General features: G+C 59.4%; 28 protein-coding genes and 1 pseudogene. 13 read left to right on the forward strand and 16 right to left on the reverse strand.

What is annotated here, in order from left to right; all coding sequences use genetic code 11:
* The first annotated feature begins 13 nt into the window (after positions 1-13).
* Positions 14-1,102, forward strand: a complete 1,089-nt coding sequence (locus ATY79_RS14670) for a citrate synthase/methylcitrate synthase (protein ID WP_088704218.1) — start codon at positions 14-16, stop codon at positions 1,100-1,102.
* A gap of 125 nt (positions 1,103-1,227) precedes the next feature.
* Here the strand turns inward: ATY79_RS14670 and ATY79_RS14675 are convergent, their stop codons facing one another.
* From ATY79_RS14675 to ATY79_RS14690, 4 genes are all read right to left on the reverse strand, one after another.
* Positions 1,228-2,856, reverse strand: a complete 1,629-nt coding sequence (locus ATY79_RS14675) for a CTP synthase (protein WP_088692785.1) — start codon at positions 2,854-2,856, stop codon at positions 1,228-1,230.
* Positions 2,857-2,995: 139 nt separating this feature from the next.
* Positions 2,996-3,505, reverse strand: a complete 510-nt coding sequence (gene secG / locus ATY79_RS14680) for a preprotein translocase subunit SecG (protein WP_088692786.1) — start codon at positions 3,503-3,505, stop codon at positions 2,996-2,998.
* Between the two features lie 107 nt (positions 3,506-3,612).
* The gene (tpiA, locus tag ATY79_RS14685) at positions 3,613-4,383 is read right to left on the reverse strand and encodes a triose-phosphate isomerase (RefSeq protein ID WP_088692787.1); all 771 of its coding nucleotides are present in this window, start codon (positions 4,381-4,383) and stop codon (positions 3,613-3,615) included.
* Between the two features lie 193 nt (positions 4,384-4,576).
* Entirely contained in the window at positions 4,577-5,461 is an 885-nt protein-coding gene (locus ATY79_RS14690; protein WP_088704233.1) for a phospholipase, read from the reverse strand.
* Positions 5,462-5,679: 218 nt separating this feature from the next.
* Between ATY79_RS14690 and parE the strand changes: the two genes are divergently transcribed.
* Positions 5,680-7,752: a DNA topoisomerase IV subunit B gene (gene parE, locus ATY79_RS14695; RefSeq protein ID WP_088692788.1), complete on the forward strand. Its 2,073-nt coding sequence runs from the start codon at positions 5,680-5,682 to the stop codon at positions 7,750-7,752.
* 5 nt (positions 7,753-7,757) lie between these two features.
* Here the strand turns inward: parE and ATY79_RS14700 are convergent, their stop codons facing one another.
* Together ATY79_RS14700 and ATY79_RS14705 are read right to left on the reverse strand one after the other, a co-directional pair.
* Positions 7,758-8,213, reverse strand: a complete 456-nt coding sequence (locus ATY79_RS14700) for an OsmC family protein (protein ID WP_088692789.1) — start codon at positions 8,211-8,213, stop codon at positions 7,758-7,760.
* 3 nt (positions 8,214-8,216) lie between these two features.
* A complete protein-coding gene (locus tag ATY79_RS14705; protein ID WP_245306837.1) occupies positions 8,217-8,822 on the reverse strand; it encodes a GntR family transcriptional regulator in 606 nt (201 codons plus the stop codon).
* A gap of 236 nt (positions 8,823-9,058) precedes the next feature.
* Between ATY79_RS14705 and ATY79_RS14710 the strand changes: the two genes are divergently transcribed.
* Positions 9,059-10,216 carry an AI-2E family transporter gene (locus ATY79_RS14710; RefSeq protein ID WP_245306838.1) on the forward strand — a complete coding sequence of 386 codons (1,158 nt, stop codon included), beginning with the start codon at positions 9,059-9,061 and terminating at the stop codon, positions 10,214-10,216.
* On the opposite strand, the gene ATY79_RS14715 is transcribed toward ATY79_RS14710, so the two are convergent.
* On the reverse strand, positions 10,217-10,675 hold the full coding sequence (locus tag ATY79_RS14715) for a GNAT family N-acetyltransferase (protein ID WP_088692792.1): 459 nt from the start codon (positions 10,673-10,675) through the stop codon (positions 10,217-10,219).
* 115 nt (positions 10,676-10,790) lie between these two features.
* On the opposite strand from ATY79_RS14715, the gene ATY79_RS14720 reads away from it, so the two are divergent.
* A complete protein-coding gene (locus ATY79_RS14720) occupies positions 10,791-11,201 on the forward strand; it encodes a hypothetical protein (RefSeq protein WP_088692793.1) in 411 nt (136 codons plus the stop codon).
* On the opposite strand, the gene ATY79_RS14725 is transcribed toward ATY79_RS14720, so the two are convergent.
* The 3 genes from ATY79_RS14725 to ATY79_RS14735 form a co-directional block, all read right to left on the reverse strand.
* Positions 11,198-12,334, reverse strand: a complete 1,137-nt coding sequence (locus tag ATY79_RS14725) for a DUF2336 domain-containing protein (protein ID WP_088704219.1) — start codon at positions 12,332-12,334, stop codon at positions 11,198-11,200. The genes ATY79_RS14720 and ATY79_RS14725 overlap by 4 nt on opposite strands.
* 101 nt (positions 12,335-12,435) lie before the next feature.
* Positions 12,436-13,038: a flavin reductase family protein gene (locus ATY79_RS14730; RefSeq protein ID WP_088704220.1), complete on the reverse strand. Its 603-nt coding sequence runs from the start codon at positions 13,036-13,038 to the stop codon at positions 12,436-12,438.
* A complete protein-coding gene (locus ATY79_RS14735) occupies positions 13,038-13,622 on the reverse strand; it encodes a nitroreductase (protein ID WP_088704221.1) in 585 nt (194 codons plus the stop codon). The genes ATY79_RS14730 and ATY79_RS14735 overlap by 1 nt, the downstream gene beginning before the upstream one ends.
* A gap of 113 nt (positions 13,623-13,735) precedes the next feature.
* Here ATY79_RS14735 and ATY79_RS14740 point away from each other — a divergent pair, with 113 nt between their 5' ends.
* Positions 13,736-14,833 (forward strand): hypothetical protein, encoded by a 1,098-nt coding sequence (locus ATY79_RS14740; protein ID WP_088704234.1) that lies wholly within the window; start codon positions 13,736-13,738, stop codon positions 14,831-14,833.
* Between the two features lie 85 nt (positions 14,834-14,918).
* Here the strand turns inward: ATY79_RS14740 and thrS are convergent, their stop codons facing one another.
* The 4 genes from thrS to ATY79_RS14760 all read right to left on the reverse strand — a co-directional run bounded on the left by thrS (position 14,919) and on the right by ATY79_RS14760 (position 18,522).
* Positions 14,919-16,904, reverse strand: a complete 1,986-nt coding sequence (gene thrS / locus ATY79_RS14745) for a threonine--tRNA ligase (RefSeq protein WP_088704222.1) — start codon at positions 16,902-16,904, stop codon at positions 14,919-14,921.
* A gap of 122 nt (positions 16,905-17,026) precedes the next feature.
* Positions 17,027-17,551: a DUF1697 domain-containing protein gene (locus tag ATY79_RS14750; protein WP_088692798.1), complete on the reverse strand. Its 525-nt coding sequence runs from the start codon at positions 17,549-17,551 to the stop codon at positions 17,027-17,029.
* 113 nt (positions 17,552-17,664) lie between these two features.
* The gene (gene yidD, locus ATY79_RS14755; RefSeq protein WP_088704223.1) at positions 17,665-18,063 is read right to left on the reverse strand and encodes a membrane protein insertion efficiency factor YidD; all 399 of its coding nucleotides are present in this window, start codon (positions 18,061-18,063) and stop codon (positions 17,665-17,667) included.
* A gap of 12 nt (positions 18,064-18,075) precedes the next feature.
* Entirely contained in the window at positions 18,076-18,522 is a 447-nt protein-coding gene (locus ATY79_RS14760) for an iron-sulfur cluster assembly scaffold protein (RefSeq protein ID WP_088692825.1), read from the reverse strand.
* Between the two features lie 307 nt (positions 18,523-18,829).
* Here ATY79_RS14760 and folE point away from each other — a divergent pair, with 307 nt between their 5' ends.
* From folE to ATY79_RS14775, 3 genes are all read left to right on the forward strand, one after another.
* Positions 18,830-19,450: a GTP cyclohydrolase I FolE gene (gene folE, locus ATY79_RS14765; RefSeq protein WP_088692800.1), complete on the forward strand. Its 621-nt coding sequence runs from the start codon at positions 18,830-18,832 to the stop codon at positions 19,448-19,450.
* Positions 19,451-19,476: 26 nt separating this feature from the next.
* The gene (hisI, locus tag ATY79_RS14770; protein WP_088692801.1) at positions 19,477-19,935 is read left to right on the forward strand and encodes a phosphoribosyl-AMP cyclohydrolase; all 459 of its coding nucleotides are present in this window, start codon (positions 19,477-19,479) and stop codon (positions 19,933-19,935) included.
* A gap of 114 nt (positions 19,936-20,049) precedes the next feature.
* Entirely contained in the window at positions 20,050-21,024 is a 975-nt protein-coding gene (locus ATY79_RS14775; RefSeq protein ID WP_088692802.1) for a patatin-like phospholipase family protein, read from the forward strand.
* A 16-nt stretch (positions 21,025-21,040) separates the two neighbouring features.
* Here the strand turns inward: ATY79_RS14775 and ATY79_RS14780 are convergent, their stop codons facing one another.
* Entirely contained in the window at positions 21,041-21,475 is a 435-nt protein-coding gene (locus tag ATY79_RS14780; RefSeq protein ID WP_088692803.1) for a CBS domain-containing protein, read from the reverse strand.
* A gap of 104 nt (positions 21,476-21,579) precedes the next feature.
* Positions 21,580-22,350 (reverse strand): rhomboid family intramembrane serine protease, encoded by a 771-nt coding sequence (locus tag ATY79_RS14785; RefSeq protein WP_088692804.1) that lies wholly within the window; start codon positions 22,348-22,350, stop codon positions 21,580-21,582.
* A gap of 289 nt (positions 22,351-22,639) precedes the next feature.
* Here ATY79_RS14785 and ATY79_RS14790 point away from each other — a divergent pair, with 289 nt between their 5' ends.
* From ATY79_RS14790 to ATY79_RS14810, 5 genes and pseudogenes are all read left to right on the forward strand, one after another.
* Complete coding sequence (locus ATY79_RS14790) at positions 22,640-23,293, forward strand: PAS domain-containing protein (protein ID WP_088704224.1); 654 nt, start codon at positions 22,640-22,642, stop codon at positions 23,291-23,293.
* 78 nt (positions 23,294-23,371) lie between these two features.
* Complete coding sequence (locus tag ATY79_RS14795) at positions 23,372-23,983, forward strand: PilZ domain-containing protein (protein WP_088692806.1); 612 nt, start codon at positions 23,372-23,374, stop codon at positions 23,981-23,983.
* Between the two features lie 56 nt (positions 23,984-24,039).
* A pseudogene (gene pip / locus ATY79_RS14800) lies at positions 24,040-25,007 on the forward strand (prolyl aminopeptidase).
* A gap of 373 nt (positions 25,008-25,380) precedes the next feature.
* The gene (locus ATY79_RS14805) at positions 25,381-25,986 is read left to right on the forward strand and encodes a transglutaminase-like cysteine peptidase (RefSeq protein ID WP_088692808.1); all 606 of its coding nucleotides are present in this window, start codon (positions 25,381-25,383) and stop codon (positions 25,984-25,986) included.
* Positions 25,987-26,221: 235 nt separating this feature from the next.
* Positions 26,222-26,971 carry a hypothetical protein gene (locus ATY79_RS14810; protein ID WP_088704225.1) on the forward strand — a complete coding sequence of 250 codons (750 nt, stop codon included), beginning with the start codon at positions 26,222-26,224 and terminating at the stop codon, positions 26,969-26,971.
* The last annotated feature ends 13 nt before the right edge of the window (positions 26,972-26,984 follow it).

The raw sequence follows: 26,984 nt of genomic DNA on the forward strand, positions 1-26,984 counted from the left end.
AAGGAGAAACATGATGAATAACGGTTTGGAAGATGTCATTGCAACTGAAACGCGGCTCTCTGATGTGGACGGCGAAGCAGGTCGCCTGATTATCCGTGGCGTGTCGCTCGATCATCTCGTGTCGACATCAACCTATGAAAGTGTGGCTGCGCTGTTGCTCGACGGCCTGACGGAACGGCGTTTCGGTGCAGCAGAACTCGGCAAGTGGCTGGGCGAAATGCGGTCAGGCTTGTTCGCCCATGTGACGGTTCTTGACACGGAGTTGCTGGCATTGCCGCCTGTGGACGCCATGCGCGCTCTGATCGCTCACCTGCCGGATGGTGAGGACTTTGAAGCAGTACTCAGATTACTGGCCGCCCCGGCGGTTTTCCTACCGGCGATCCTCCGCATGCAGAGCGGCAAAGAGCCGGTAGCGCCTGATGGTTCCCTGTCGCAGGCGGCCGACATCCTGCGCATGTTGACTGGCCAGTTGCCGAGTTGGGAGCAGACGGCTGCGCTCGACGCCTATCTTGTGACGATCTCGGACCACGGCCTAAACGCCTCGACCTTCGCATCGCGTGTTATCGCCTCGACGCGTGCCGGCCTCACCTCGTCAGTGCTGGCGGCGATAAGTGCGCTCAAGGGACCGTTGCACGGCGGCGCTCCGGGTCCCGTGCTGGACATGTTCGATGCGGTCGGGACCAGCGACAATGCGCGCGATTGGCTTGGCGACGAATTGGACCGCGGCGAACGCTTGATGGGCTTTGGCCACCGCATCTACCGGGTGCGTGATCCGCGCGCCGATGCCCTGAAGCAGGCTCTTCGGCCGCTGGTCCTAGCCGCACAGGTCGACAGACAGCGGATCGAATTGGCAGAAGCCGTAGAGCACGCGGCGCTCGCCATCCTTAAGGAGCGTAAGCCGGATCGTCCGCTGGACGTCAATGTCGAATTCTACACGGCCTTGCTGCTCGAAGCGCTGGGCTTTCCGCGTGAGTCCTTCACCGGCGTGTTCGCGATCGGCCGGACGATAGGGTGGATCGCGCATGCGCGCGAGCAGGCGCTGGAGGGCCGACTTATCCGGCCACGTTCGGTTTATGTTGGGCCGCTGCCGGAAGCGGCGTAATCGTTGATACAAAAAGCAGCCCGGGAAACGGTCGTGCTGCGGCTTTGGCTCATCCGCTGCAAGATTGCGACGGCACACCAATTGAAAAGACCGCCGCATCGATTGACGAGGCGGTCTCTTGGTAATCAGACCAGGCGGCTCTGCTCGGTCGCCGCTTCGATGAAGCTCGCGAAGAGCGGATGCGGGTCGAGTGGCCGGCTCTTCAGTTCCGGATGGTACTGGACACCAATGAACCACGGATGATCCGGATATTCGATCGTCTCGGGCAAGACGCCGTCCGGCGACATTCCGGAGAAGACGAGACCGCAGTCTTCCAAACGATCCTTGTAATCGATGTTGACTTCGTAGCGGTGGCGATGGCGCTCCGAAATGTCGGTTGCGCCGTAGATCTCGGAGATCTTGGTGTCCTTTTTCAGCGCAGCCTTGTAGGCGCCAAGGCGCATCGTGCCGCCGAGATCGCCCGATGCCGTGCGCTTCTGCAGCTCATTGCCCTTCACCCACTCGGTCATCAAACCGACGACCGGTTCTTTCGTCGGACCAAACTCGGTCGACGAGGCGCTTTCCACGCCGGCGAGGTTACGGGCTGCCTCGATGACGGCCATCTGCATGCCGAAGCAGATACCGAAATACGGCACCTTGCGTTCGCGCGCAAAGCGAGCCGCATGAATCTTGCCTTCCGAGCCACGCTCGCCGAAGCCACCGGGAACCAGGATCCCGTGGACCTTTTCGAGGTAAGGCGCCGGATCTTCCTTTTCGAAGATCTCGGATTCGATCCATTCAAGCTTCACCTTGACGCGATTGGCAATGCCGCCGTGATGCAACGCTTCGATCAGCGACTTATAGGCATCCTTGAGGCCGGTATACTTGCCTACGATCGCGATCGTGACTTCGCCCTCCGGCGTGCGGATACGGTTGCAGACCTCTTCCCACTGGTCGAGGCGCGGCTTGGGCGCCGGCTCGATGCCGAAGGCTGCGAGCACTTCGTTGTCGAGGCCTTCCTTGTGGTAAGCGATCGGAACATCGTAGATGTTGGCGACGTCGAGCGCCTGGATGACGGCGGACGGGCGGACATTGCAGAAGAGCGAGAGCTTCCGGCGCTCCGCTTCCGGAATCTCGCGGTCTGCGCGCACCAACAGGATGTCGGGATGAATGCCAAGCGCTTGCAGTTCCTTGACGGAATGCTGCGTCGGCTTGGTCTTCAACTCGCCAGCGGCCGGGATATAGGGCATCAGCGTCAGGTGGACGTAGATGGCAGTGCCACGCGGCAGATCGTTGCCGAGCTGGCGGATCGCTTCCATGAACGGCATGGCCTCGATGTCGCCGACCGTGCCGCCGATCTCGCAGATGACGAAGTCGTAGTCGTCATTGCCTTCGGTGACGAAGTCCTTGATCTCGTTCGTAACGTGCGGAATGACCTGCACCGTCGCGCCGAGGTAATCGCCGCGGCGTTCCTTGTCGATGATGTTCTTGTAGATGCGCCCGGTGGTGATGTTGTCGGTCTTGGTCGCCGAGCGCCCGGTGAAGCGTTCGTAATGCCCGAGATCGAGGTCGGTTTCGGCACCGTCGTCGGTGACGAAGACTTCGCCGTGCTGGGTCGGGCTCATGGTGCCCGGGTCCACGTTCAGATAGGGGTCGAGTTTGCGAAGCCGCACCCTATAACCGCGGGCCTGCAGCAACGCTCCGAGAGCCGCGGCCGCAATTCCTTTACCGAGAGAGGAAACCACGCCGCCAGTGATGAATACGTATCGCGCCATGGGAGTCACCGGATACCTTTTCAAAAACGATTCCACCAGCCCAAAAATTCATTTCCTGAATTTTTGGCGCCAGCGCGAAATCTGAACAAAAGAAAACCGGCAGACCCGAGGGCCTGCCGGCGGTTATGCTGTATGCCGCTTATTGTCCGCTTGGGACGGTCGCGGGTGCCGGAGCGGCAGGCGTGGTTGCCTGCGGAGCAGCCGGAGCAGTTTGAGTGGACGGGGCAGTCTCGGCAGGTGCCGATGCAGCCGGAGCCGCGGGCGTGGTCGCCGCCGGAGCCGGAGCGGCCTCACCGCCGGTCGGAACGCCGTTATTGCTCTGCGGGGCCGCCGGAGCGGCGTTGCCATTCTGGCCGCCGAGCGAATCGAGGATACCCTTACCCTGGCCGCTCGTCGCCGGAATACGGTTCAGAATATCCGTCGGACGGCTCTCATAGCGGTTGAGGACACCGAGACCGAGCGACGTGATGAAGAACAGAGTCGCCAGGATCGCGGTCGTGCGCGTCAGCGCATTGGCCGTGCCGCGGGCAGACATAAAGCCCGAACCGCCGCCGATGCCCAGGCCGCCGCCTTCAGAGCGCTGAATGAGCACGACGCCGACAAGCGCCAGCACGATCATGAGGTGGATGACAATCAAAACGGTCTGCATGGGTCCAGTCCTGCCCACACGCACGGCGGGCATAAAGTAAAATTCTGGCGCTCTTTACATGAGGTAATCCGCTATTCCAAGCCCTTCGGCTCGGAATATACACGGCTCTAAGCAAGCAGCGCTTCGTATGCGCCGTAGATGGCGAGGAAATCTGTTGCTTTCAAGCTGGCGCCGCCGATCAATGCGCCATCGACATTCGCCACGCCCATCAACTCCCTCGCATTGTTGGGCTTGACCGAGCCACCATAGAGAATGCGGATCTTCTTGCCGATATCGCCAAAGCGGGCAACGAGCTCGGAACGCATGAAGGCGTGCGCCTTCTCGACGTCTTCCACCGTCGGCGTGACGCCGGTTCCGATCGCCCAGACGGGCTCGTAGGCGATGACGGTATTCTCGGGCGTAGCGCTCTCCGGCACCGAGGCCGAAAGCTGACGCTTGAGGATGTCGAGAGTCTGGCCGGCCTTGCGCTCGTCAGCTGTTTCACCGATGCAGACGATCGCCGTCAGTTCCGCGGCGAAGGCAGCCTCTGCTTTGGCGCGAACGAGATGGTCGGTCTCGGCATGGTCGGTGCGACGTTCAGAATGGCCGACGATGACATAAGTGCCGAAGCAATCGGCAATCATTTCAGCCGAGATGTCACCGGTGTGGGCACCCGACGCATTCTGGTGGCAATCCTGCGCACCGATTGCCAGCGGGCTATCGGTGCAGAGCGCCGTGGCCACGTAGAGCAGCGTTGCCGGAGGGCAGATCAGCGCTTCCACCTTTGCGGAAAGCGGTCTCTGAACACCCTCAGCGATCGCCTTGATCTGGTCGAGGGAGGCACGCGTGCCGTTCATTTTCCAGTTTCCCGCAACTAGCGGGCGCACGTCAGGTGTCATGCCAGCCTTCCAATCTTCCACGTATCGAGCGGCCATAGCAAAAGCGGGAGTCAATGAAAAGGTTTCGTGCCCTTACCTAAAGGAAATAACGGCCTTTTGTCGCGCAAATGCTTAAAATTTGCGATCGATGTTGCTGAAGATCACAGGCCGGAGTGTCATGAATGGCATGCGCGCTGCCCCTTCGGGACGATTGTCAGGAGCCCAAGATCCAGTTCAACGTACGGCGCCAATCGATCATCCGGATTGGAGTTCCGTGGTTCCCTGTTTGGTAGAGCGTGAAATGCGTAGGATAATCGGTCTTCAGCAGCTTTTCGAAGAGCGCCTGCTGGTCGGTTGCCGCGTAGACCGGATCGCGGCTGCCGTGCGCGAACCAGAGCGGCAGCTTGGCCTTGAAGGACGGGCTCTTGGCAAAGTCTGGATCGGTAACGCCACTCAGGATCACCATCCCCTTCAGGCGCTTGACGCTGTCCACGTCGCGGCTCACGCCCCAGCAGACTTGGCTGCCCATCGACGCACATGCCAGGATGACTGGCTTGCCGCTCGACTGTTCGGAAGCGTAGCGGATCAGGCCGGCAATTGCTGCGACGCCAGCGCTGTCGAAGCTCTTGACCGACGGCGAGTAGTAGACTCCGCCGTTGCCGGCGACCAGATTTTTCAGGCGATTGAAGTTTCCACCGAAGCTGTAGTCATTCGCGCCGAGGCGCCGGTCGCCATTACGTCCGTGAATGAAGATGACCGTAAACGCCGCTGCGGAGCTTGGTCCCACCCTAGTGACATCGAGCTTTTGATCGCCGAGCTTTAAGGTCTCGTCCGACTGCTGCTTTCTGATCCCGAGGGAAACATATTTTTGTTGGGCGCGCTTCTCTGGTATCTGATCACGACCGTTGATGTCGCGCATTTCGTCGTATTCGATGACGTCAAGCGAGCCACCATCGCTGGTCTCCAGCACATTTTGTGTGGAAAAGAGATCGTCCTTGTACGGCGGCAGTCGCTCAGCGGCTTGACCGGTCGCCGTGGTCATCAGGAAAAAGGCCGCAATTGCAGCGATAATGGTGCAATGACTTGTGGACATTCGCATGCCTATGGTTCCCTGAGCCTTCTGGCCGCTTGCCATTCCACGCCCACCAACGCAAACCATTTCCTGAGAAAGTGTCCGCCGGATTGGGCGGCGTCGCGTAAGAAGGCGCTTTCTGGCAGAATCTGCCTGATTCGCAAACGTGACATCAAATGCGGTGATTTTGGGTCAGGCTCGGCGTAGGCCGCCTGCCCTGACAGGATGAAGATCTGAACGGCCCCATGGACGATAGCAACGACCTCTTTTCCGGATTGCCCCTGACACCGAAACAGGAGGAGGCTCCAAAGCCTGCCGAGCCGCAAAGGGCCGCGCCCGTCGAGACGGCGGCTCCCGCCTCGCGTCCGGCGCCCGTGAGCTCGACATCTGAAGACTACGGCGCGTCCTCGATCCGCGTTCTCGAAGGTCTCGAGCCCGTTCGGATGCGCCCCGGCATGTACATCGGTGGCACCGACGAGAAAGCGCTGCACCATCTCTTCGCCGAAGTCATCGACAACTCGATGGACGAGGCGGTCGCCGGCCATGCCAACTTCATCGAGGTCTATCTTGACCGCGAAGGCTACCTGACAGTCAGCGACAATGGCCGCGGTATCCCGGTCGAGAACCATCCGCAGGTTCCCGGGAAGTCCACCCTTGAAGTCATCATGACGAAGCTGCATGCCGGCGGAAAATTCGACGGCAAGGCGTACGAGACATCAGGCGGTCTGCACGGCGTCGGTGTTTCCGTCGTCAATGCCCTCTCCGATTTCATGGAGGTCGAAGTCGCGCGCAATCGCAAGCTTTATCGCCAGCGCTTCTCGCGCGGCCTGCCGCAAGGCGGCTTGGAAGAGCTGGGTGATGTCCACAATCGGCGCGGCACGCGCGTCCGTTTTCACCCGGACGCTCAGATTTTTGGCGAGCATGCGAAGTTTGATGCGGGGCGCGTGTTCCGTATGGCGCGCTCCAAGGCCTACCTTTTTGGCGGCGTGGAAATCCGCTGGAGTTGCGAAGAAGGTGTGCTTCCGCAGGGTTCGGAGATACCGGATAAAGCGGTCTTCCACTTCCCCGGCGGCCTGAAGGATTACCTCCAGGCGACGATGGGCAAGGAATTCACCGTCACCCGCGAGATATTCGCAGGCAAGACGGAGAAGACCAGCGGCCACGGCTCCCTGGAGTGGGCAATCACCTGGTACGGTGGCGATCCGCAGGTCCACTCCTACTGCAATACCATCCCAACGCCCGAAGGCGGAACGCACGAGGCGGGTCTGCGCATTGCGTTGACCAAGGGCCTGAAGAACTACGCCGAACTGACGCAGAACAAACGCGCGGCTCAGATCACCACCGATGACGTGATGATCTCCGCGGTTGGGATGCTGTCGGTCTTCATACGCGAGCCCGAATTTGTCGGCCAGACGAAGGACAAGCTTGCGACCGTCGAAGCGCAGCGCATCGTTGAAAACGCACTTCGCGACCCGTTCGACCACTACCTTGCCGACAATCCGAACGAAGCAGCCAAGCTGCTCGACTGGGTCATAGAGCGCGCGGAAGAACGCTTGCGCCGTCGCAAGGAAAAGGAAGTCAACCGCAAGACGGCCGTGCGCAAGCTGCGCCTGCCGGGCAAGCTCGCCGATTGCGCGCAGAACACCGCCCAGGGCGCGGAGCTCTTCATCGTCGAAGGTGACTCGGCAGGTGGCTCGGCCAAGCAGGCGCGAAACCGTGCCAACCAGGCCATCCTCCCCCTACGCGGCAAGATCCTCAACGTCGCCAGTGCCGGTCGCGAAAAGCTTGGCGCCAACCAGCAGCTCGCCGATCTCGTGCAGGCGCTCGGTTGCGGAACGCGTTCGAAGTATCGAGAAGAAGACCTTCGCTACGAACGCATCATCGTCATGACCGATGCCGACGTCGACGGTGCTCACATTGCTTCGCTGCTGATCACTTTTTTCTATCAGGAGATGCCGGAGCTGGTCCGTGGCGGCCACCTTTTCCTTGCTGTGCCACCGCTCTACAAGATCACCCAGGGTGCGAAGTCGGCTTATGCCCGCGACGACGCGCATCGGGCCGAGCTGATGGAGACCGAGTTCAAGGGCAAAGCGAAAGTTGAAATCAGCCGCTTCAAAGGTCTCGGCGAAATGCTGCCGGCGCAGCTCAAGGAAACCACCATGGACCCAAGCAATCGCACGCTGTTGCGTGTGGTGATTGACGAGGTGGATTTCGAAGGTACGCGTACGGCCGTCGACGACCTGATGGGAACGAAGCCGGAAGCTCGCTTCCGCTTTATTCAGGATCGTGCTGCCTTTGCTGAAAACCTCGACATCTGAAATAGCTAGTCGAGGCGCACCGTAATTTCCGTCTTCACCGAGTTGGCGAGGAAGCACAGCTCATGTGCCTCGTGGTGCAGTTTGTGTTCGATTTCGCGGCCTGGAATGTCACCGGCGTAGGTAACATGTGGCCGAAGCTCGACGCGGCTGACCATGGTCCGGCCCTGCACAGTCTCCATGAGGCCAGTTGCGGCGTCGACATAGCTGTCAATCATGATGCCCATCCTTGAGGCAAGCCAGAGATAGAAGAGCATGTGGCAGCTCGACAGCGCTGCAATGTAAGCCTCCTCCGGATCCACATTTTCGGCAAGTGCATAGGGCAATGGTACGTTGTGCGGTGACGCGGAGGCGGCGACGATCGCGCCACCGTCGAAGCTCCAGGTATGTCCGCGGCTATAGCGCCCGTCGGTAAAGCTTGCCGCGCCCCGCTCCCACGCGACCTCTGCGGAAAACGTCGTCATCTGTCATTCTCCTTCGCGCGTCAGGCGCGCTGTTGTCAGCTGTAAATGGTCGGACAGTGCCTGCAGCGCCGTAGACTCGTCGCGGCGTGCGCAGGCTTCAATGATGGCGCAATGCTCCGCGTGGAGGATGACACGTTCATCTGAGCCCTTCGGCTGCTTCAGATAGGCGCGACGCGATTCGCGTCGCAGCTCGTCGATCATCGAAAGAAGACGGGCATTGCCGCATGGGCCATAGAGCGTTCGATGAAACGCGACATCCAGCTCTTCCAATGTGGCCGGATCTTCCTCTTCGATCAGGTCTTCATTGAGGCGGCGAGCCTTGCGCATGTCGCGATCGCCGAACATTGGTAGCGCTGCGCGGAGCGCCATGGTTTCCAAGGCTGCGCGGATCTCGGCGAGTTCACGGGCTTGCTCGTCCGTCAAACCGACAACCGCCAGGCTCCGGTCCGGCCGCCGGTCGAGCAGGCCCGACGCGAGCAGCCGATCAAGCGCCTGGCGCACCGGCTGACGGCTTACACCAAATCGTTCTGCGAGAAGCTCTTGTTTCAAGACCGTTCCTGGCGGCAGGCTGCCGCCTTCAATTTCGCGCCGGAGTGCCGTTGCAATCATGTTTGTATCCATGGATCCAAAATGGCTGCCTGAGTGAGTTTTGACAACGCGTTGCAGGATTTCTGTCATATTGATTGCGGAGAATAGGGCTAACGAGCGTAGTATAGATCGCCGGGGATCTGGGTGCGCCAGTCGATGGCATAAATCCGTCATTGTGCTTGCGTCCGACGGATGCATAGCCCATATCCATAGTCAAAATAGGGGGAAAAGAACGAGTGAGCCTTCCGAACAACAATATCCAGCGAGAGTCGCGATGGCTCGGCCCTTCGGCCCCTGCCCGCACGCCGCTCATTCCCTCAATCTCTGCGGCGCGCTGGCTGCTGATCCTTGTTGTTGCGGCCGGTGTCTATTTCTTCTACGGCTTTGCCGTCCCCGTGCTTGCTGCCCTTGTGATCGGCTTTGCAAGTTGGCCGCTTTATCGCCGGCTCCTGGCGCGCGTCGACGAAAACACGACGATCGCTGCTACCATCGCCATTGTGCTGATCGTCACGTTCCTGGTCCTACCGATCGTTTTCGCTGTCACCTACACGACAGGCGAGGTGCGAGAATGGGTGGCATGGGCCGTCCATGCAAACAGGTCGGGTGCGCCGACGCCGCAATGGATCATTTCGCTCCCGTTTGCCGGCCCCTATCTCGATGAATTGTGGACCAAATATATCGGCAGCCCCGGCTCCATGGGTGAGGTGATCCAGGCTGTCAGCGGCGCCAATATCGGTAACATCTATCGGGCGGTCCTGGCCGCAGGCGGCGGCGCCTTCCATCTGCTGCTGACGCTGCTGTTCATGTTGATTGCACTGTTCTTCGTCTACCGCGATGGCTCCGCCTTCTCGCAGCAGATCGATATGCTTGGCGAGCGCATTCTCCCAAACCGTTGGGAGCGGATTTCGCGAGTGGTCCCGGCAACCATCAGTTCGACAGTCATGGGCATGACACTGATCGCGATCGGTGAAGGCATCGTGCTCGGCGTCGCCTATTGGATCGCCGGTGTCCCCTCGCCGGTCACGCTCGGCGTCCTGACCGGCATTATGGCCCTGATACCTGGCGGTGCGCCGCTGTCTTTTTCCTTGGTGTCCGTCTATCTGCTCGCCAGTGGCTCCCACGTCGCCGGTATCGGCCTTTTTGTTTGGGGAACGGTCGAGCTGTTCATTGTCGACAAAACTCTTCGTCCGAAACTCGTTGGCGGTCCGATCAAGCTGCCATTCCTGCCGACTTTCTTCGGCCTTGTCGGCGGCGTGAAGACTATGGGCTTTCTCGGTCTCTTCATCGGGCCAGTGCTGATGGCCCTCATCGTCGCGATCTGGCGCGAATGGATGCATGAGGTCCGCAATGCTGAAACCGGCCCGCACGTCATGATCGACGAACAGGCGCCACCAGCATCTCGCGCGGCCGAATGATCAGGTCAGCTGCTTTTCCATGAACAGGCTGAGCGGATCCGGCTGGTAGCTGCCGAACGCTTCGATTTCGAGATAGCCGTACTTGCGGTAGAGAGCGATCGCTTCCGGCTGGTAGATTCCGGTTTCAAGCCGAACCGCCCGGAGCTTCCTTTCAGTGGCGGTCGCTTCGAGTGTGTCCATCAGCTTGCTCGCCGCTTTCAAGCCACGCGCATCCGGGTCGACGAACATGCGCTTGATCTCCGCGGTTCCATCGCCGGCTTCCACCAGAGCACAGCAGCCGACGACCGTGCCATTGTGGCGGGCGACGAAGAAGCTGACTGCCGGCTTTTCCAGCGTCGAGACGTCGACGAGGTGGTTGCTCTCCGGTGGATACAGTGACTGCGCATAGGCGTCGGACATATCGAGAAGGCGGAGCACCCCTTCTTGGCGCGGCGGTTCCAAAGCAATCGTAATGGACACGGGATGCTCCTGTCTTGGTGCGCCTGCATGACGAAAAGTTAATGCTGGCTCGCCTTCATTCCGTTGGAATTTCAGCTTCTAAGAGGCGACATTTCAATACTCAAAAGGCGATACTATGCAAACGATTTTGGTGGCAATGACCATCTTGGGGTGTAACGACGCGGTCACACAATGCAACTACATCGCCACGGTCCAGAAACAGTGGCAAACCGTTGCGCTCTGCGATGCAGCCTCGGAAAAGCAGCTGAAGCACTATGCGAATGTCAGCTATCCGACGGTCATTGCCGTCTGCGAGCCGCCGAAGCCGGTTGCGACGCCGGAAGCGCCGAAGGCTGTCGCCGAAAACACTCCAGCGCCGTCCATTCCAGCCGAAACGCAGGGTCGGCTGTCGGCCTTCGCCGATCGGGTGGCGGGTCAGGTGCGTGCGCATCTGCCGTCCGGCAGTGACATGAAAACGGTGCTGGATTCACCCGTACACTTCGTCTCGGGCAGCTATTCCTGGGTCGCGAAGCGGCTGCACTACTAGGCTGCCGCGAGCGACGCCACATGGGCGTAAGCGCGCGCGTGCTGTCGCTGCTCCGCAATGTGTAGCCTTTCAATCATCTCGAGGAGTTCCCGCTGGGCTCCATGCGTTGCATGCCTGCGGAACTTCTCAAGCAGCTTGCCGCAGACGTCGCCGAGCATGGTTGCTGAAAGGTTTTTCGATGCATCCCGCCACAGTAGCGTTGCTTCGACGAAGAGCGCGCTGATCTCGCGGGAAAGGCCTGCCGTCTCGTAAAGGGCGCGCACAGCGTGCATGCGTCCGGTCGCGAGGATGGAGCGAACGCGTCGCTCCTCACAACCGGTCAGGTTGACGATGGCGCTTGCGAAGAACTCGACTTTTCCCGAGCAGAGGGCGTGCATCAGGAAGGACGGCGTCAGGTGGCCACTGGCTCGCAAATGTTCGACAAGATCTGAAATCTCGCGCGACGTAATCTCGCCTGCGATCGACACGATGGCGGCTTCGTTGGCTTCCCGGCTGATCCGATGCAGTCGGCTCGGATCGATCAGCGCTTGTGCCAAAGGCAGACTGCAGAGTGCGACACTGACATGCTGCGTCAACAGCTGACGCGCGTCCACAGGCAGGTCCTCACGATCAAGGAGCAGGTTGCGGATTTCGCAGTGGTGGCCGAGCCGCTCGGCAATTCTCTTCAGCGAGTAAGGTGCAATGACCGCCCCGTCGTTTTCGAGCAGGCAGAGGACAGTCTCTTCCTCACCGATTTCGGCAAGCGCGGCAGAAACCGGCCGTGAGATCGTGCCGCGCGCCGCGATCAGCATTCGCGTGACGTCGCTGCCGCTGGCGGCGAGATCCACCAACTCCGCATCCAACAGCAAGGGGGAACATGTGACGGCATGGCAGGCGATTTCCGGCTGGTCCGCTGCCAGCGAGAGAATAACAGCTCGCGGTGCGTCCGGCGACCAGGCGATTGCCTCGGCTAGCGCCAGCCTTACCTTGGGGGATGGGTCATCGAGCAGGAACGTCATAGCCATCTCGGCGGCGGCGCGTTCTGCTGCAGCCATCTCGGACTGCAGGTAGGCTCTGCCGAGGGCATTGGCCGCACGCGCCCTGTCTCCGGCCTTGGCGGTTTCCGCCCAACGAAGAAATGCTTCTACGATCACCCGTGGTGCCCCATGCCCGAATGCGATTCTCTCGCACCCCAATCAATGGAACTACGGTACCTCCGAAAAGTTTATGATTGGTTCACCATGTTCGTTAAGCCTCAGAGCTTCGGCCGGAACATTTCGAACACATCACTGCCTTCGCTGTAGTCCATGTAACCCAAGCGTGCCACCGGCCGGGCGATCGCCATATCGAGGCGGCCATCACGAATGACCGTTTCGTCGATGCGGATGCCAACAACCTGGCCGAAGACCATAATGTTCTCGGAGTCCTCACCAGTCAGTGACTTCGGCACGAGGGTTTCCGTTACCTTGCATTCGAGCACGGCAAAGGCTTCGGCGACGTAGGGTGCGTCTACAAGCTCACCCCTTTTCGCCGTCAGACCCGCAAGCGCAAACTCATCGACGCCGTAGTCGACGGTCGCCGACGAAACGTTCATCTTCTCCACCAGGTTTCGGCTCACGAAGTTGCAGGTGAACTCGCCGGTTTCGATCGCATTCCTTTGGCTGTGCTTGAGACCGGCGGAGGAGAACATCACGAGCTTCGGGCGGTCGGAAATCGCGTTGAAGAAAGAGTACGGCGCGAGATTGATCGAACCGTCACTTCCCTTACTGCCGATCCAGCCGATTGGACGCGGGGCGACAATCGCCTTGAAGGGATCATGCGCCAGACCATGCCGGTTCGCATCGGTGGTATAGAACATCAGTCCTCTCCACCGACCCAGGTCACCGTCTCGGTCAATTCAGGACGCGGGCGCTCGATGGCAGGAAACGTCGTCGACCCCATGTGAATGAAACCAGCGATCTTTTCGCCCGGCTTGACGCCGAGCAGTTCGTAAGCACGTTCGTCGTACGCGAACCATTCGGTCAGCCAGTTGGCGACCCAGCCGTGCGCGTTGGCGGCAAAGATCATGTTGAGGCAGACCGCGCCCGCAGACATCAACTGCTCCCACTCGGGAATCTTGATGTGCGGGCCGGACTTGCTGACGACGGCAACGACAACAGGAGCGCGGGTAAAACGGGTGCGCTCCACTTGGATCATTTCGTCGGAAAGGTCCGGCTTAGCCTCAAGTGCCAGCTTCAGAAGCTCCTCGCCAATCCGGGCACGTTCTTCGCCGCGATAGACGATGAAGCGCCAGGGCGCGAGTTTGCCGTGATCCGGTACACGGGAGGCCAGGCGCAAAATCTCTTCGATCTCGGCCTTGTCAGGCCCCGGCTCGCACATCTGAAACGCGGGGATAGAACGGCGGACACCGAGATAGTCGATCAGCTTGATATCGGATTTCATGCGGGAGAGACTTCCATTTTCATGACAGCATTTGGGATGGGTCTTGAATTTGCCATCGCGTTGGTCTTGAAGTGGCCTCTGTGATTTCAGATGTCAATTGGTTCGCACGACAGATGGTTGGCATTTCGCCGTATGCACGCATAAGCCTAACTTTGGTTTTGACCGCCCTACTACCTTTAAGCGGCCGGGCCCAGGACGCCTTCCAGACCTTCAAGCAGTTGGATACGACTGCGAAGATGCCGAAGCTGAATGCCTTCATCGCGCCGGGTGCGGTGCCGCAGGGCTCGAAGCTGCATGAGGTTGCCCTTGAGGCAAAGCTGACGGCCAACGGTGAAGCGGTGCAGGATGGACTAGCCTGGTATGTGTTTAGCCCGATGGCCGGCTCGGATGGCAAGCTTCCGCTGATCGCATCCTCGCAGGGCGGCTCTGCGGATTTCCAGCTCGCGCCTGGCGACTATTTCGTCAACGTGTCCTTCGGCCGTGCCGGCGTCACCCGCAAGCTGACGGTCCCCGAAGACGGTCAGGTCGACAAGCAGACGCTGGTGCTGGAAGCCGGTGGATTGCTACTGAACGCGGTGTCGGGCTCAGACGTGCGCATTCGACCAGATCAGCTCAGTTTCTCGATCTACTCCGCCGAGGTGCGTGAGGACGGGGAGCGCGGTCTTGTCATGGCTGACGTGCCGCCAAACACCGTGGTTCGCCTGAATGCCGGGACCTACCACATCGTCTCTGAATACGGCGACACCAATGCATCGATCCGCGCCGACATACAGGTTGAGGCCGGCAAGCTCACGGAAGCGACGATCCAGCATAAAGCCGCGCAGATCACCTTCAAGCTCGTGTCCGACGCCGGTGGCGAAGCGATTGCCGATACCGCCTGGTCGATCCTGACAGCCGCTGGCGACAGTGTCGGCGAGAGCGTCAGCGCCTTCCCGACCATGGTGCTTGCCGAAGGCGAATATTCCGCCGTCGCTCGAAACAAGGACAAGATCTATCAGCGCGATTTCAAGGTCGAAGCCGGCAAGAACACCGACGTCGAAGTTCTGATGAAGGATGTGCAACCCGAAGAGCCGACCGAAGCGGCAAAGACGGTGCAGGTTCAGCCCGATCAACAGCCGCCAGCGGGTGACGCGTCGCCGAGGACGCAAGCGCCGCTGCCCTCCTACGATCAATTGCAGGGAGGCGCCGGCACCGGCGACGACGTGGAGTAATCGGCTTTCGGAATATCTCGGACAAAGAAAAACCGCCCGGTCCTGCTAGGGACCGGGCGGTTTTTGTATTGGAGCCGGAGGCAGCTCAGGCTGCCTTGGCTTTCTTGGCTTCCGCCTTGCGACGAACGTCCGGTGGCGTGGCCTCGAGCCCGAGGCTTGCGATTGCCGCGTCAAGCGACATCGAGGTCTGCTCCTGGCTGCCGAGACGGCGGATGTTGACCGTGCGCTCTTCCGCTTCCTTCTTGCCGCAGACGACAATGACGGGGACTTTCGTTACGGAATGTTCGCGGATCTTGTAGTTGATCTTCTCGTTACGGAAGTCAGTCTCGACCGTCAGGCCAGCGTCGCGCAGCGCTGCCGCAACTTCGGCGCCATAGCCATCTGCCTCGGACGTGATCGTGGCGACCACGACCTGCTGCGGCGATACCCACAGCGGCAGGTGTCCTGCGAAGTTCTCGATCAGGATGCCGAGGAAGCGTTCCATCGAGCCGCATATGGCGCGGTGGATCATCACCGGCTGTGTCTTTTCCGAGTTGCTGTCGATGTAGAACGCACCAAAGCGTTCCGGCAGATTGAAGTCGACCTGCGTCGTGCCGCACTGCCATTCACGGCCGATCGCGTCCTTCAGCGTATATTCGAACTTCGGACCGTAGAACGCACCCTCGCCCGGCAGAATACCGGTCTTGATGTTGTTCGACTGCTGCTGGATCGTTTCCAGCACTTCGGTCATCACGCTTTCGGCGCGATCCCAGAGGTCATCCGAACCAACACGCTTTTCCGGGCGCGTCGAAAGCTTGATGGTGATCTCGTCGAAGCCGAAGTCCTTGTAGACCGAGAGGATCAAATCGTTGATCTTCAGGCATTCGGCGGCCATCTGCTCGTCGGTGCAGAAGATGTGCGCATCGTCCTGCGTGAAGCCACGCACGCGCATCAACCCGTGCAACGCGCCCGACGGCTCGTAGCGATGCACCGTACCGAATTCCGCAAGGCGGATTGGCAATTCACGATAAGACTTCAAGCCGTGCTTGAAGATCTGCACGTGGCCGGGGCAGTTCATTGGCTTCAGCGCGAAGACGCGGTCGTCATCCGTATCGTCGCCGGCAACCGTGACCTTGAACATGTTGTCGCGGTACCAGCCCCAGTGACCGGAGGTTTCCCAGAGCGACTTGTCGAGCACCTGCGGTGCATTGACCTCCTGGTAGTCTTCGGCGAGACGGCGGCGCATATAAGCAACCAGCGTCTGGAACATGCGCCAGCCCTTGCCGTGCCAGAAGACGACGCCGGGACCTTCTTCCTGGAAATGGAAGAGATCCATCTCGCGGCCGAGGCGGCGATGATCGCGCTTCTCGGCTTCGGCGAGCACGTGCAGGTAGTTGTCGAGGTCGGTCTGCTCGGCGAATGCCGTGCCGTAGATGCGGGTCAGCATCGGATTGTTGCTGTCGCCACGCCAATAGGCGCCGGCCACCTTCATCAGCTTGAACGCCGTGCCGATCTGGCCGGTTGACGCCATATGCGGCCCACGGCAGAGGTCGAACCAGTCGCCTTGATAGTAGATCTTCAGATCCTGGCCTGTGGGAATCGCGTCGACGAGTTCGACCTTGTAGCTTTCGCCCTTGGCGGCGAACACTTCCTTGGCCTTCTCGCGCGACCAGACTTCCTTGGTGAACGGCGCGTTGCGAGCGATGATTTCCTTCATCTTCTTTTCGATCTTTGGCAGATCGTCTGGTGTGAAGGGCTCGTTCTTGGCAAAGTCGTAGTAGAAGCCGTTTTCGATAACCGGGCCGATCGTGACCTGCGTTCCGGGCCAGAGTTCCTGCACCGCTTCCGCCATCACGTGGGCTGCGTCATGCCGGATCAACTCGAGCGCGCGGCCATCGGTGCGGGTAATGATTTCAATAGTGCCTGCTGTCACCGGATCGGAAAGGTCGCGAACCTGACCGTCGATGGCGATTGCTACCGCCTTCTTGGCAAGCGACTTGGAAATGGATTCTGCGACATCCTTGCCGGTTGCGCCAGCATCGTAGCTGCGCACGGAACCATCGGGAAATGTCAGGGAAACGGATTGGGACATCTAGAATTCTCCTTGTCCAGTCCCGCCAACGAATGCGGGTGGTTGCAATGAAGCGCTTCGTCCGCACGAATGCGCCGCCGCCTGATACCGAGATTTGCTGCTTGAGTAAAGAAAAAGCCAACTTAACCGATCATTTCGGCAAGGCCGCGAACCGTATTCCAGTTTCGCAACGTGCCGACGCCCATCCGCTTGGTCGTCAGGGCCGAGAGCAACTTCCATTCGCTTGGCTTGCCCGCAAAATCTATCCAGAGGTCGCCTCCGGCGAGTGCCATTCGCTGCTTCGGATCGGCATAAGGCCGAAGCGCTTGCACGGTTGCGGGACCAAGTGGTTTGCGCATCACACGCACGATGACTTGGCTGCCCTCACCGTCCGGAAATGGATTGGAGCCTGCAAGCTTCAACCAGTCGGCGCCTTTGCGCACGATGATATCGACTGGTTTGCCGAACCTCGTCTTAAACGCGGCCTCCAGTTTTGCCTCAATGTCCGGGAGCGGAGAAGTGTCTGTTTCGAAAACGATATTGCCGGTCGAAACCAGCGTTCTCGGATCTTGGTAACCGATGTCCCTGGCCATGTCGCGAAGGTCGGACATCACCACGCGGCGACCTGGCGCAAGCACGATGCTGTGCAGCAGCGCAACGTAGATCATGCTTTCCAGAACTCCGCATTGCTCTCGGGCGGCGCCGCACCGGTATGCTTGCACAACGCATCTGCGATTCGGACGTGACGGCAAACTCCCTGAAATGCGCCCTGTGTCATCCCTCAGCCTGTCTTGCGCCCAAGCGCGAGGTAGCGCCAGGGTGTCCACCAGTGTAAGCGCACGTCGAGCTGGTCGGGAACCGGGTCGAGCCCGCTCGTGCCGCCCGGCCCACAACGCGCGACGCGAAACAGCGTCATCCACCCGCCGCTCCACAGCCCATGGCGCGCGACCGCCTCATAACCGTATTCAGAGCAGGTCGGGATGTGGCGACATGAATTGCCGATGAAACCGGAGAGCGTCAGCTGATAGAGGCGGATGAAGCCCATCCCGAGCAACCTGCCCGGCGTCTTGCGAAACGGCCCGGAATAATTACGGGAATAGGAGCCTGCTGACCGACGGGATGCGGCTGCACCGCCCTCGTCTTCGTCGTCATCATGGTTTATCGAACAGAACTCGCACATCGACTATGCCGCTCAGGCCTCGATTGTTTCGGCGCGCTTGGCCTCAATCTGGCCGATCGCATCGACGACGGCTTCGAACGTGAGCATCGTGGAGGCATGTCTGGCCTTGTAATCCTTCACTGGGCGGAGATAGCGCATGTCCTCGAACCGGCCTTCCGGCCCCTCGCCGTCCGCCTTGAGCATGGCCAGCATGTCCTCGCGCGCCTTGCGTACTTCACCCGCATTGGCGCCAACTACATGGCGCGCCATGATCGAAGAGGATGCCTGCCCAAGCGCGCAGGCTTTGACGTCATGCGCAAATCCGGTCACCGTGTCGCCATCCATCTTCAGCCAAATCTTCACCTTGGAGCCGCAAAGCTTGGAGTGAGCCTGGGCGCTGGCGTCGGCATCCGGCAAATCGCCGATCAGTGGAATATTGCCCGCAAATTCGAGGATTTTGCTGTTGTAGATATCGTCCATCGTGGATTCCGCTCCAGAATTCATGCGGATCGGCGCCTTGAAACTCATTGTAGCACAAAAGAAAAACACAGCGTGTCGTGCCGGGAGACTTACATAAAGGTGCCGTTTTCCTATATGTATGTCGTTCGAAGGCCATAAAAATGCAATGGCCTCGGCTAAGTTTGATTGGGAAACCGTGCCGGAAGGGTAGCTATTTGAGCCCTGAAAGCCCCGGAGCCTGCCAAAGGTGCATGAATTCCCTCGAGTGGAATTGCCAGTGGCTAGTCCGAAAGACGGTTCGCTAAAGCGGACCAGGAGACTGTTACATATGGACGCCATCATCAAGAATTTTCCGCAGACCCCCACCGATCTAGAAGCCGATCGGCCCAGCCAGAAGGAAGCCGAGGACGCCGTCCGCACGCTCCTGCGCTGGGCTGGTGACGATCCGTCGCGCGAAGGCCTGCTTGATACTCCGGCTCGCGTGGCAAAGGCCTATCGCGAACTTTTCGCCGGCTACGATATGGACCCCGAAGACGTGCTTGGCCGCACCTTCGAAGAGGTCGCCGGCTACGACGACATGGTCCTGGTCAGGGACATTCCTTTCTTTTCGCACTGCGAACACCACATGGTGCCGATCATCGGAAAGGCGCATGTCGCCTATATGCCCGACGGCAAAGTCCTTGGTCTTTCTAAGATCGCGCGCGTCGTGGAAATCTACGGTCGCCGCCTGCAAACGCAGGAGACCATGACCGCCCAGATCGCGAAGGCCATCGACGACACACTCGCTCCCCGCGGCGTTGCCGTCATGATCGAGGCTGAACATATGTGCATGGCAATGCGCGGTGTGCAAAAGCAGGGCTCGACCACATTGACGACAACATTTACCGGAACGTTCAAAACTGAGCCGGCTGATCAAGCCCGATTCATGTCCATGGTCCGGAGCCGCTGAAGACGGCTTCGAATGAGAAAGCCGCGATGATGCCCTTTGCCTTCAATGCACCGTCCGACGATAAATCCGAACTCGAGGACGCGGGCGACTTCACGCCGCGATTTGACGACCGCGGTCTGATCACTGCGATCGTCACAGATGCTACCGATGGCGAGTTGCTGATGGTGGCGCATATGAATGCACAGGCTCTCGCCCTGACCATCCAGACCGGAAAGGCGCACTACTTCAGCCGGTCGCGTGGCAAGCTCTGGATCAAAGGCGAAACGTCGGGCAACACTCAGATGGTCAAGGAAATCCGGACGGATTGCGATCAGGACGCCATCTGGCTGAAGGTTGAGGTAGCTGGTCACGATGCCACCTGTCATACGGGCCGCCGCTCCTGCTTCTATCGGACCGTGAACCTCGAAGATGGCAAGCCGATGCTTGAAATCGTCGATGACGATCTCCAGTTCGATCCGAATGAAGTTTACGGAAAAGACTCATAAAAGCCGAAAATCGCCTCTTATTGGGCCAAAATCTACGCCTATATACGAATTGGAAAGGGACACGGGACACTAATATAGTTCGTTTTTGATTGTTTGCCGGGAGGGAGGCGAGCCATGCTGAATTGGGGTTTGTACCGCCAAAGCTCTGAGCTGGGCACGTCCAACATCAGTACCCCGACAGCGCCAGACATGAACGCTCCCGCCATTCCCGCGCCTGCCCCCCCCAAAAAAGCGAAACTTGCCCTTGCACTCGGCGGTGGTGCCGCGCGCGGTTGGGCGCATATAGGTGTCCTACGCGCATTGGACGAGGAAGGCATCGAGATCGGCATGGTCGCCGGAACCTCGATCGGCGCCTTGGTCGGGGGCTGTTATCTGGCCGGCAAGCTTGACGAGTTGGAAGGATTCGCCCGTTCGCTGACAATGCGGCGTATTGCCAGTCTGCTTGACCTGACGATCGGCGGCAGCGGCTTGTTCGGTGGCATGCGACTGACGAAGCGCATGCAGGAGCATCTGGAAGGCCTGAACGTCGAAGATCTGGACCGGCCGTTCGTGGCCGTCGCCGCGGAGGTCAACACCGGGCATGAAGTCTGGATCGCCAACGGCTCGTTGATCACCGCGCTTCGCGCTTCCTATGCCCTACCCGGCATTTTCGAGCCAATTCGCAGCAACCAGCGGACGCTCGTCGACGGCGCCTTGGTCAATCCGGTTCCCGTTTCGGTATGCCGTGCCTATGAGCAACCGCTGGTGGTCGCCGTCAACCTGAACTACGATCTCTATGGTCGGTCTGCTGTCGTCCGGCACAACGCCACCCTCTCACCGTCCGAAGTGCACCGGCGCGAGGAGGCACCCTATGCCAAACTCGGCATGACCGGCGTGATGGTGCAGGCTTTTAACATTATCCAGGACAGGATCGCGCGTGCGCGCCTGGCGGGTGATCCGCCGGATCTATCGCTTCAGCCGCGTCTCGGCGATATCGGTTTGTCGGAGTTCCATCGCGCCGGAGAAGCGATCGAGCGCGGCTATGAGGAAGCCAAGCTGCGGCTTCCTGAATTGAAACGAATGCAGGAGATATTCGCCGGCCCTCTCTGAGCGCCGGCGAAGCGTTTCAGCCGGCGATGTAGGCTTTGATCTGTTCGGCTTCCAGTTCGACTTCCGCGATACGGGTCTTCACGACGTCGCCAATCGAGATGATGCCGGCGAGCTTGCCGTTCGTTTCAACGGGAACATGGCGGAAGCGGCGGCTTGTCATCAGTCCCATGAGGTCATTCACGGTTGAGTCTTCATGGCACCGGTAAACCTTGGAGGTCATCAACGAGCCAACGGGCTGATCGAGACAGGCGGCACCCGCCTTGGCGATTGCGTGCACCACGTCACGTTCCGTGAAAATCCCGGAAATCTTGTTCTCCATCCCGACGATGACGATCGCGCCGATCTTTTTCTTGCTGAGAATCACGGCCGCTTCAGAAACAGTCGTGTTCGGCCCGGCGGTTACGACATCTCTGCCTTTTACGTCGAGTATGGCCTTGACTGAATTGGACATTTTTGAACCTCCTATGTCGAAAGTGCAGCACTTCAACTGATCACAGGCATCCGCGACGGTCTCTCCTCTCGACACGGATCAGTTCGAATGGTGCACTCCAACTGTCAAGATTGCAATATATCCGATGTCTCTGAAGTTGGCGGCGGCTCGGGCGGTCTGCGGTCAAAAAGACGGAAGAGAGCGAAGCCGAAAATGAACCCACCTATATGGGCGTCCCAGGCGATTGCTTGCGAGCCGTCGCCGATCAGTGGGACGCCCACCGCAATCAGGATATTGCCCACGAACCAGAAGAGAATGAAAGCGACGACCGTGCGGCTGCGAAAAGATTCGACCATTGAAAGACGGGGATTGAGATGCGCCGGTCGGGTGATCCGCTGTTCCGGCGGGAACGCAAAGCGGCAGGCAGCGCCCATTAGGCCGGACACAACGCCGGATGCGCCGATTAGCAGCGTGGCCTCTCCCCAATTCAGCGCCGCATGCAGAGCGGCCGACGCAACCGCGGACAGCACCCAGAAAACGAGGAAGCGAAACGTTCCAATGCGGCGCGCCACCGGCGTTCCGAAAGCCATGAGCCATAGCCCGTTGAAAACGATATGTTCAATGCTGCCGTGGAGAAGCGAATAGGTGATCGGTGTCCAGAAGAGCTGCGGCCCCTGTTCCGACAGTGGCGTAATGTAGCGCAACGGAATGAAGCCGAAATTGAAAAACAGCCAGTCGAGAGCGTTACCAGACAGAAGCGTTGATTGAACGGCATATATCAGCCCCAACAGTCCAAGGGCTGCGAGCACCGGGCCTGGAAGGTTGAAGATGGGCGCTGACGGCGGCGTTGCCGGGGGCTCCATCGCCGCTTGCGGCTCGACCGAGTGCTCGTTCATCTTCGTCCTCACTTCATTCCGGCACAGCCTTACAGGACGAAAGGTCAAAAAAAAAGCCGTCAGGCAGAGGCCGGACGGCTCCGAGCGTCCCAGGGAGCGCCCGACAGTCTGTGCTGAACTTCCCAAAGGTAGGAAGCGATGGGCAAACACTGCCACGGCACGGCTGGCAGCTCAATCGAAACCCTTTCTTAACCTTAATTGCCGCGAGTTGGCATGAAATACGCACGGCATAAGAGCGCACGGCCATGACGGCCGTGTTTTGATCCAAACTGAAGCAACTGGTGCCGTAATGCGTGTCAAAACGACGATCGACCTATTCGAATACTGGAATCGCATCCGCGGCCACGACGTGGCACCGCTGAGATCGCAGGTCGAACCAACGGATTTGCGCCAGATCCTATCAAGTGTGTTTCTCCTCGAAACAAACGAAACGGGCCGCGTTGCGTTCCGTCTTGCCGGAACGCGCATTTGTGATCTCTTTGGTCGCGACCTCCGTGGTGCTCCGTTTTCCGAACTCTGGGCGCATGGGAGCGACGATATCGAGCACACGGCGGCGGGCGTGATGGCTCATGCGATCCCCGCGCTGCTCAATGCGACGGGTTTCACCGCAGCCGGCCATAGTGCCTGCTTCGAAATTGTCCTGCTGCCGCTCCGCTCCGAGGATAGCAAGTGTGACAAGCTGTTGGGCGCCATCGCTCCCGCCGTCGCGGTAAGTTGGCTCGAAGTCGTGCCGTTGCAGTTCCTTGCCTTTGATCGCAGCCGACTGCTGCATGAACGACTTGGCGGCGAGGAGAAGCGTAATGACGCGGAGCTTGAAAATGAACACACGCTCTACGTGCGTCGGCCATCGATTGCCGATACAATACGACGCGTCGTGTCAGATCTGCTCGCGGAACGCGATGTCTCTGCTGTTTCGATTCGACACAACCGCGTGCGTGCATAGAGGCCGAACCTGAACAACCTTCTGTTAAGGGATTACGGGTAATGATCGGGCGGTTGTATTTCATGAAGAAGCCCTTTGATGCACGCGTTCCAGCAAGTTCAGACGCAACGGACTGCGCCTCGCCTCGAACAAGGTGCCTTTCAACGCGTTCCCATCAACATGCAGGGCCGGCTGATGCTGGCGAACTATGAGGAATATGAGTGCATGGTCATCGACATGTCGCCGGGCGATATGTACGTGACCTGCCTGGGTCGTCCTCGCGCCAATGAGCGCATTGTTGCCTATATCGACCATCTCGGACGCGTCGAAGGTTATGTGCAGGCGGTCGACGGTCATGGCTTCTCGATGTCGATCCATGCGACCGAACGCAAGCGGGAGAAACTCGCGGCGCAGCTCACCTGGCTTGCGAACAAGCATGAACTCGGGCTTCCGGAAGACCGTCGCCACGACCGCCTGACGCCGCGCGAGACCAAAACCGAAATCACCCTTGAAGACGGCGCCCGCTACAGCTGCCGTATCATGGACTTGTCGCTTTCTGGCGCCGCGATTGATGTCGAGGTGCGTCCGCCGATTGGCACGCCTCTCCGTCTCGGCAACATGCGCGGTCGTGTTGTTCGCCATTTCGTAGAAGGCGTCGCGGTCGAGTTTCTTTCCATTCAGTCGCGGGAAACGCTCCGCGAGTTTCTCTGATCTCTGTCATCCGTACGTCACGAACATGATGCACGACGCTGCCGGAAGATTGGCGTATGAAGAGTCTGTATCCTGAAATAGAGCCCTACGAGCACGGCCTTCTCGATGTGGGCGACAGGCAGCAGGTCTATTGGGAGGCTTGAGGCAATCCGGATGGTCTGCCGGCGCTCTACCTTCATGGTGGCCCTGGCTCTGGCTGTTCGACATTCGCTCGTCGCTACTTTGATCCCGCAGTCTACCGGATTGTCCGCTTCGGTCAGCGCAATTGCGGTCGGAGCTTGCCGAGCGCTGCCGATATGACCACCGAACTTGGCGCGAACACGACCTGGCACTTGGTCGACGATGTCGAGAGATTGCGGCATCACCTGGGAGTGACAAGCTGGTTGTTGCTCGGAACGTCCTGGGGTTCGACGCTGGCACTTGCCTACGCTGAGACATATCCAGCAAGCGTTCGCGCGATGGTTCTTGCGGGCGCTACCACCACCCGGCCTTCGGAAATCGATTGGCTCGTGCATGGAATGAGAAGACTTTTTCCGGCGGAGTGGGACCGTTTACTGAACGCGCTTCCTGCCGATTTCAGGGAGCTCGGCGTACTTGAGGGCCATCACCGTCTTCTCAACGCGCCCCGACAAGACGTCCGCCTTGAGGCAGCTCGAAATTGGCACGAATGGGAGGCCGCCTCGATCCTCCTTGCTGATCCCAAGGGCCTCCCTTGCCGCCGGCAAGATCCCGGCTACTTACTGACGCGGGCATGGATCATACGCACTACTTCCGTAATCTCGCGTGGCTAGACGACGGCGTTCTGCTCCGCGATGCCGGAAAACTGGCAGGCATACCCGGCGTGCTTGTTCAGGGCCGGCTGGACTTGGAGGCCCCGCTCGTGACGGCACGGGAGCTGTCGAAAGCCTGGCCGCAAAGCCGGCTTGCTATCGTTGAGGCTGCCGCCCATTCGGCGTCGCACCAGGGTTTGGCGGGCGCGATCGTCGACTCGACAGACATCTTTCGCGAAGTTTCTCGAAAATAATTCTGGCGCCGAAACTGAAATCGCTGGGCCAATCGGCCACTTTCAGCGCCGATTCTTCGGTTTCAATCGAGGTGCAGGCTCGTGCCGAGGCCATCTCGGATGGTAAACAAAGTTCTGCGAAAACTCCGAGTCCGGTCGCGCCGTTAATAAATTGTCCCAAAATGCTCCGATCACTCGCCGGACGCCTTTCCGAGGAAGGAACAATTTTAATCGAAATTAGCGCAAAAGCGCTTCGAATTTTATGTGTATTCGACTTTCCTTTTAGTCGATTTCTCTGCGTGTTTAAATCAACTAAGCCTTTAATTTAACTGCGTAATTTTGCGCAGAATAAAAGCGTCCGTGTCAGGTTCTTCTCACAACGGGGAGACGACAAATGACGATAGCAACTTTCATCAAGGGCAGTTTAGCCGTCGGTGCGATGTTGATTGCGATGGTGGGTTCGGGACAAGCGAGCCCCCTCAACATGACCGTCCTTGGCAATGCGAGCCCGCCGATCGGCGCCTATCAATTCTGCAAGGAGATGCCTGCCGATTGCGCCAATGCAGCTGGCGACCAAGGCGAACTTCTTCTGACGGAAGAGCGCTGGAAGACGATCCTCAAGGTGAACTACCAGGTCAATTCGTCGATTACGCCGTTGACCGACAAGGAAATCTACGGCGTTGAAGAGCGCTGGGCCTATCCCCGCACGGCTGGCGATTGCGAAGACTACGCGCTGCTGAAGCGCAAGATGCTGATCGATGCCGGCTTTTCGCCTTCTGATCTGCTGATGACGGTCGTCCTGCAGCCGAATGGCGAAGGCCATGCGGTGCTGACGGTCCGCACCGACCGCGGCGATTTCATTCTCGATAATATGCGCAACAAGGTCATGCTTTGGGCCGACACAGAATACACGTACCTGAAACGTCAGTCGGCTGACGATCCGACCCGCTGGGTCAAGCTGCAGGATGGTCGTGCAGTGGCGGTCGGCAGCGTCAAGTAAGCATGACGTCGCCGGATAGATGACGACAACCATACGGCTCCGGTCGTCCCCCGCATCCCCGTCCCTGACCGGTGCCATAGAACCGCTCCCGCTGTCCCGGGAGCGGTTCGCTTTTTATCGTGCCCCAATATGTGGCTTAATTGTTCGTTAACTGTGATGGCGGGATCATAGCGGAATTATCAACGGCACCGGCGACTCTGTTCTCTTCGCGGCGGTCTGACAGCCGAAGGTCGCCATGAACCATACCGGTACCGTCCGCGAGATCGAGGAATCGCCCCTCCTTTCGACGCGTTTCATCATCCGCCTTACGATCGCTGTCGCCTGCCTTGCGGCATTGACGATGATTATCAGTTTCGGTGGCCGTTGGTTCGGTGCTCGCATTTCCCTCGCTGGCAATACCGCTTCGACCACTCCAATAATTCTGACAATCGGCCGCGACACCATCAGTCTTCCCGAAAACACGCTGCGCTTCCCCAGTCAGCGGAAAGACGGCCCATCCAAACGGGCGGACCTCTACCTCACGTGGCCGGAAATGCAGGGCTACAACAAGGCCCGTCGGGAGCGATTCGACGATATCAGCCAGTCGTCGGGGTTGATCTTCCTCCAGATCGCGCAAAGCACCATGTCCCGGGATATGTCCGGTCGCCTTGAGCCGATCTACTCGCATCTGATCGAGGGCAACGGCGCGCCCTTTGCCAATGGCATGACGCTGCATCACCTGCGCGCAGACGCAGGCTATGCCGACGAGGTTCTGTTGACCGCGCCGCGCACCGGCGCGCCGGATTACGTCGTGCGTTGCACCTTGCCGGCAATGCCTCAAATGGCCACCAGCGGCGATTGCCAGCGTGACATAAAAGTCGGTCGCGATTTAACTGTGCTTTACCGGTTCTCAAGCACGCATCTGCCCGATTGGGACCATATTGACGCCGCTATTCGCCATTTTGTGGAGGCACGGCTTGTGAACACTTCTGCGACAGGTCGCTAGAATGATCCGATGT

Origin of the sequence: Rhizobium sp. R693, from assembly GCF_002211315.1 — a bacterium.
Classification (GTDB): domain Bacteria; phylum Pseudomonadota; class Alphaproteobacteria; order Rhizobiales; family Rhizobiaceae; genus Rhizobium.

What these genes read in the sequence shown, in the direction of transcription:
- ATY79_RS14670 (WP_088704218.1), top strand. Translation starts at nt 14, where the DNA reads ATGAATAACGGTTTGGAAGATGTCATTGCAACTGAAACGCGGCTCTCT.
- ATY79_RS14675 (WP_088692785.1), bottom strand. Translation starts at nt 2,856, where the DNA reads ATGGCGCGATACGTATTCATCACTGGCGGCGTGGTTTCCTCTCTCGGT.
- secG (WP_088692786.1), bottom strand. Translation starts at nt 3,505, where the DNA reads ATGCAGACCGTTTTGATTGTCATCCACCTCATGATCGTGCTGGCGCTT.
- tpiA (WP_088692787.1), bottom strand. Translation starts at nt 4,383, where the DNA reads ATGACACCTGACGTGCGCCCGCTAGTTGCGGGAAACTGGAAAATGAAC.
- ATY79_RS14690 (WP_088704233.1), bottom strand. Translation starts at nt 5,461, where the DNA reads ATGCGAATGTCCACAAGTCATTGCACCATTATCGCTGCAATTGCGGCC.
- parE (WP_088692788.1), top strand. Translation starts at nt 5,680, where the DNA reads ATGGACGATAGCAACGACCTCTTTTCCGGATTGCCCCTGACACCGAAA.
- ATY79_RS14700 (WP_088692789.1), bottom strand. Translation starts at nt 8,213, where the DNA reads ATGACGACGTTTTCCGCAGAGGTCGCGTGGGAGCGGGGCGCGGCAAGC.
- ATY79_RS14705 (WP_245306837.1), bottom strand. Translation starts at nt 8,822, where the DNA reads ATGATTGCAACGGCACTCCGGCGCGAAATTGAAGGCGGCAGCCTGCCG.
- ATY79_RS14720 (WP_088692793.1), top strand. Translation starts at nt 10,791, where the DNA reads ATGCAAACGATTTTGGTGGCAATGACCATCTTGGGGTGTAACGACGCG.
- ATY79_RS14730 (WP_088704220.1), bottom strand. Translation starts at nt 13,038, where the DNA reads ATGTTCTATACCACCGATGCGAACCGGCATGGTCTGGCGCATGATCCC.
- ATY79_RS14735 (WP_088704221.1), bottom strand. Translation starts at nt 13,622, where the DNA reads ATGAAATCCGATATCAAGCTGATCGACTATCTCGGTGTCCGCCGTTCT.
- ATY79_RS14740 (WP_088704234.1), top strand. Translation starts at nt 13,736, where the DNA reads ATGGTTGGCATTTCGCCGTATGCACGCATAAGCCTAACTTTGGTTTTG.
- thrS (WP_088704222.1), bottom strand. Translation starts at nt 16,904, where the DNA reads ATGTCCCAATCCGTTTCCCTGACATTTCCCGATGGTTCCGTGCGCAGC.
- ATY79_RS14750 (WP_088692798.1), bottom strand. Translation starts at nt 17,551, where the DNA reads ATGATCTACGTTGCGCTGCTGCACAGCATCGTGCTTGCGCCAGGTCGC.
- yidD (WP_088704223.1), bottom strand. Translation starts at nt 18,063, where the DNA reads ATGTGCGAGTTCTGTTCGATAAACCATGATGACGACGAAGACGAGGGC.
- ATY79_RS14760 (WP_088692825.1), bottom strand. Translation starts at nt 18,522, where the DNA reads ATGGACGATATCTACAACAGCAAAATCCTCGAATTTGCGGGCAATATT.
- folE (WP_088692800.1), top strand. Translation starts at nt 18,830, where the DNA reads ATGGACGCCATCATCAAGAATTTTCCGCAGACCCCCACCGATCTAGAA.
- hisI (WP_088692801.1), top strand. Translation starts at nt 19,477, where the DNA reads ATGATGCCCTTTGCCTTCAATGCACCGTCCGACGATAAATCCGAACTC.
- ATY79_RS14775 (WP_088692802.1), top strand. Translation starts at nt 20,050, where the DNA reads ATGCTGAATTGGGGTTTGTACCGCCAAAGCTCTGAGCTGGGCACGTCC.
- ATY79_RS14780 (WP_088692803.1), bottom strand. Translation starts at nt 21,475, where the DNA reads ATGTCCAATTCAGTCAAGGCCATACTCGACGTAAAAGGCAGAGATGTC.
- ATY79_RS14785 (WP_088692804.1), bottom strand. Translation starts at nt 22,350, where the DNA reads ATGAACGAGCACTCGGTCGAGCCGCAAGCGGCGATGGAGCCCCCGGCA.
- ATY79_RS14790 (WP_088704224.1), top strand. Translation starts at nt 22,640, where the DNA reads ATGCGTGTCAAAACGACGATCGACCTATTCGAATACTGGAATCGCATC.
- ATY79_RS14795 (WP_088692806.1), top strand. Translation starts at nt 23,372, where the DNA reads ATGCACGCGTTCCAGCAAGTTCAGACGCAACGGACTGCGCCTCGCCTC.
- ATY79_RS14805 (WP_088692808.1), top strand. Translation starts at nt 25,381, where the DNA reads ATGACGATAGCAACTTTCATCAAGGGCAGTTTAGCCGTCGGTGCGATG.
- ATY79_RS14810 (WP_088704225.1), top strand. Translation starts at nt 26,222, where the DNA reads ATGAACCATACCGGTACCGTCCGCGAGATCGAGGAATCGCCCCTCCTT.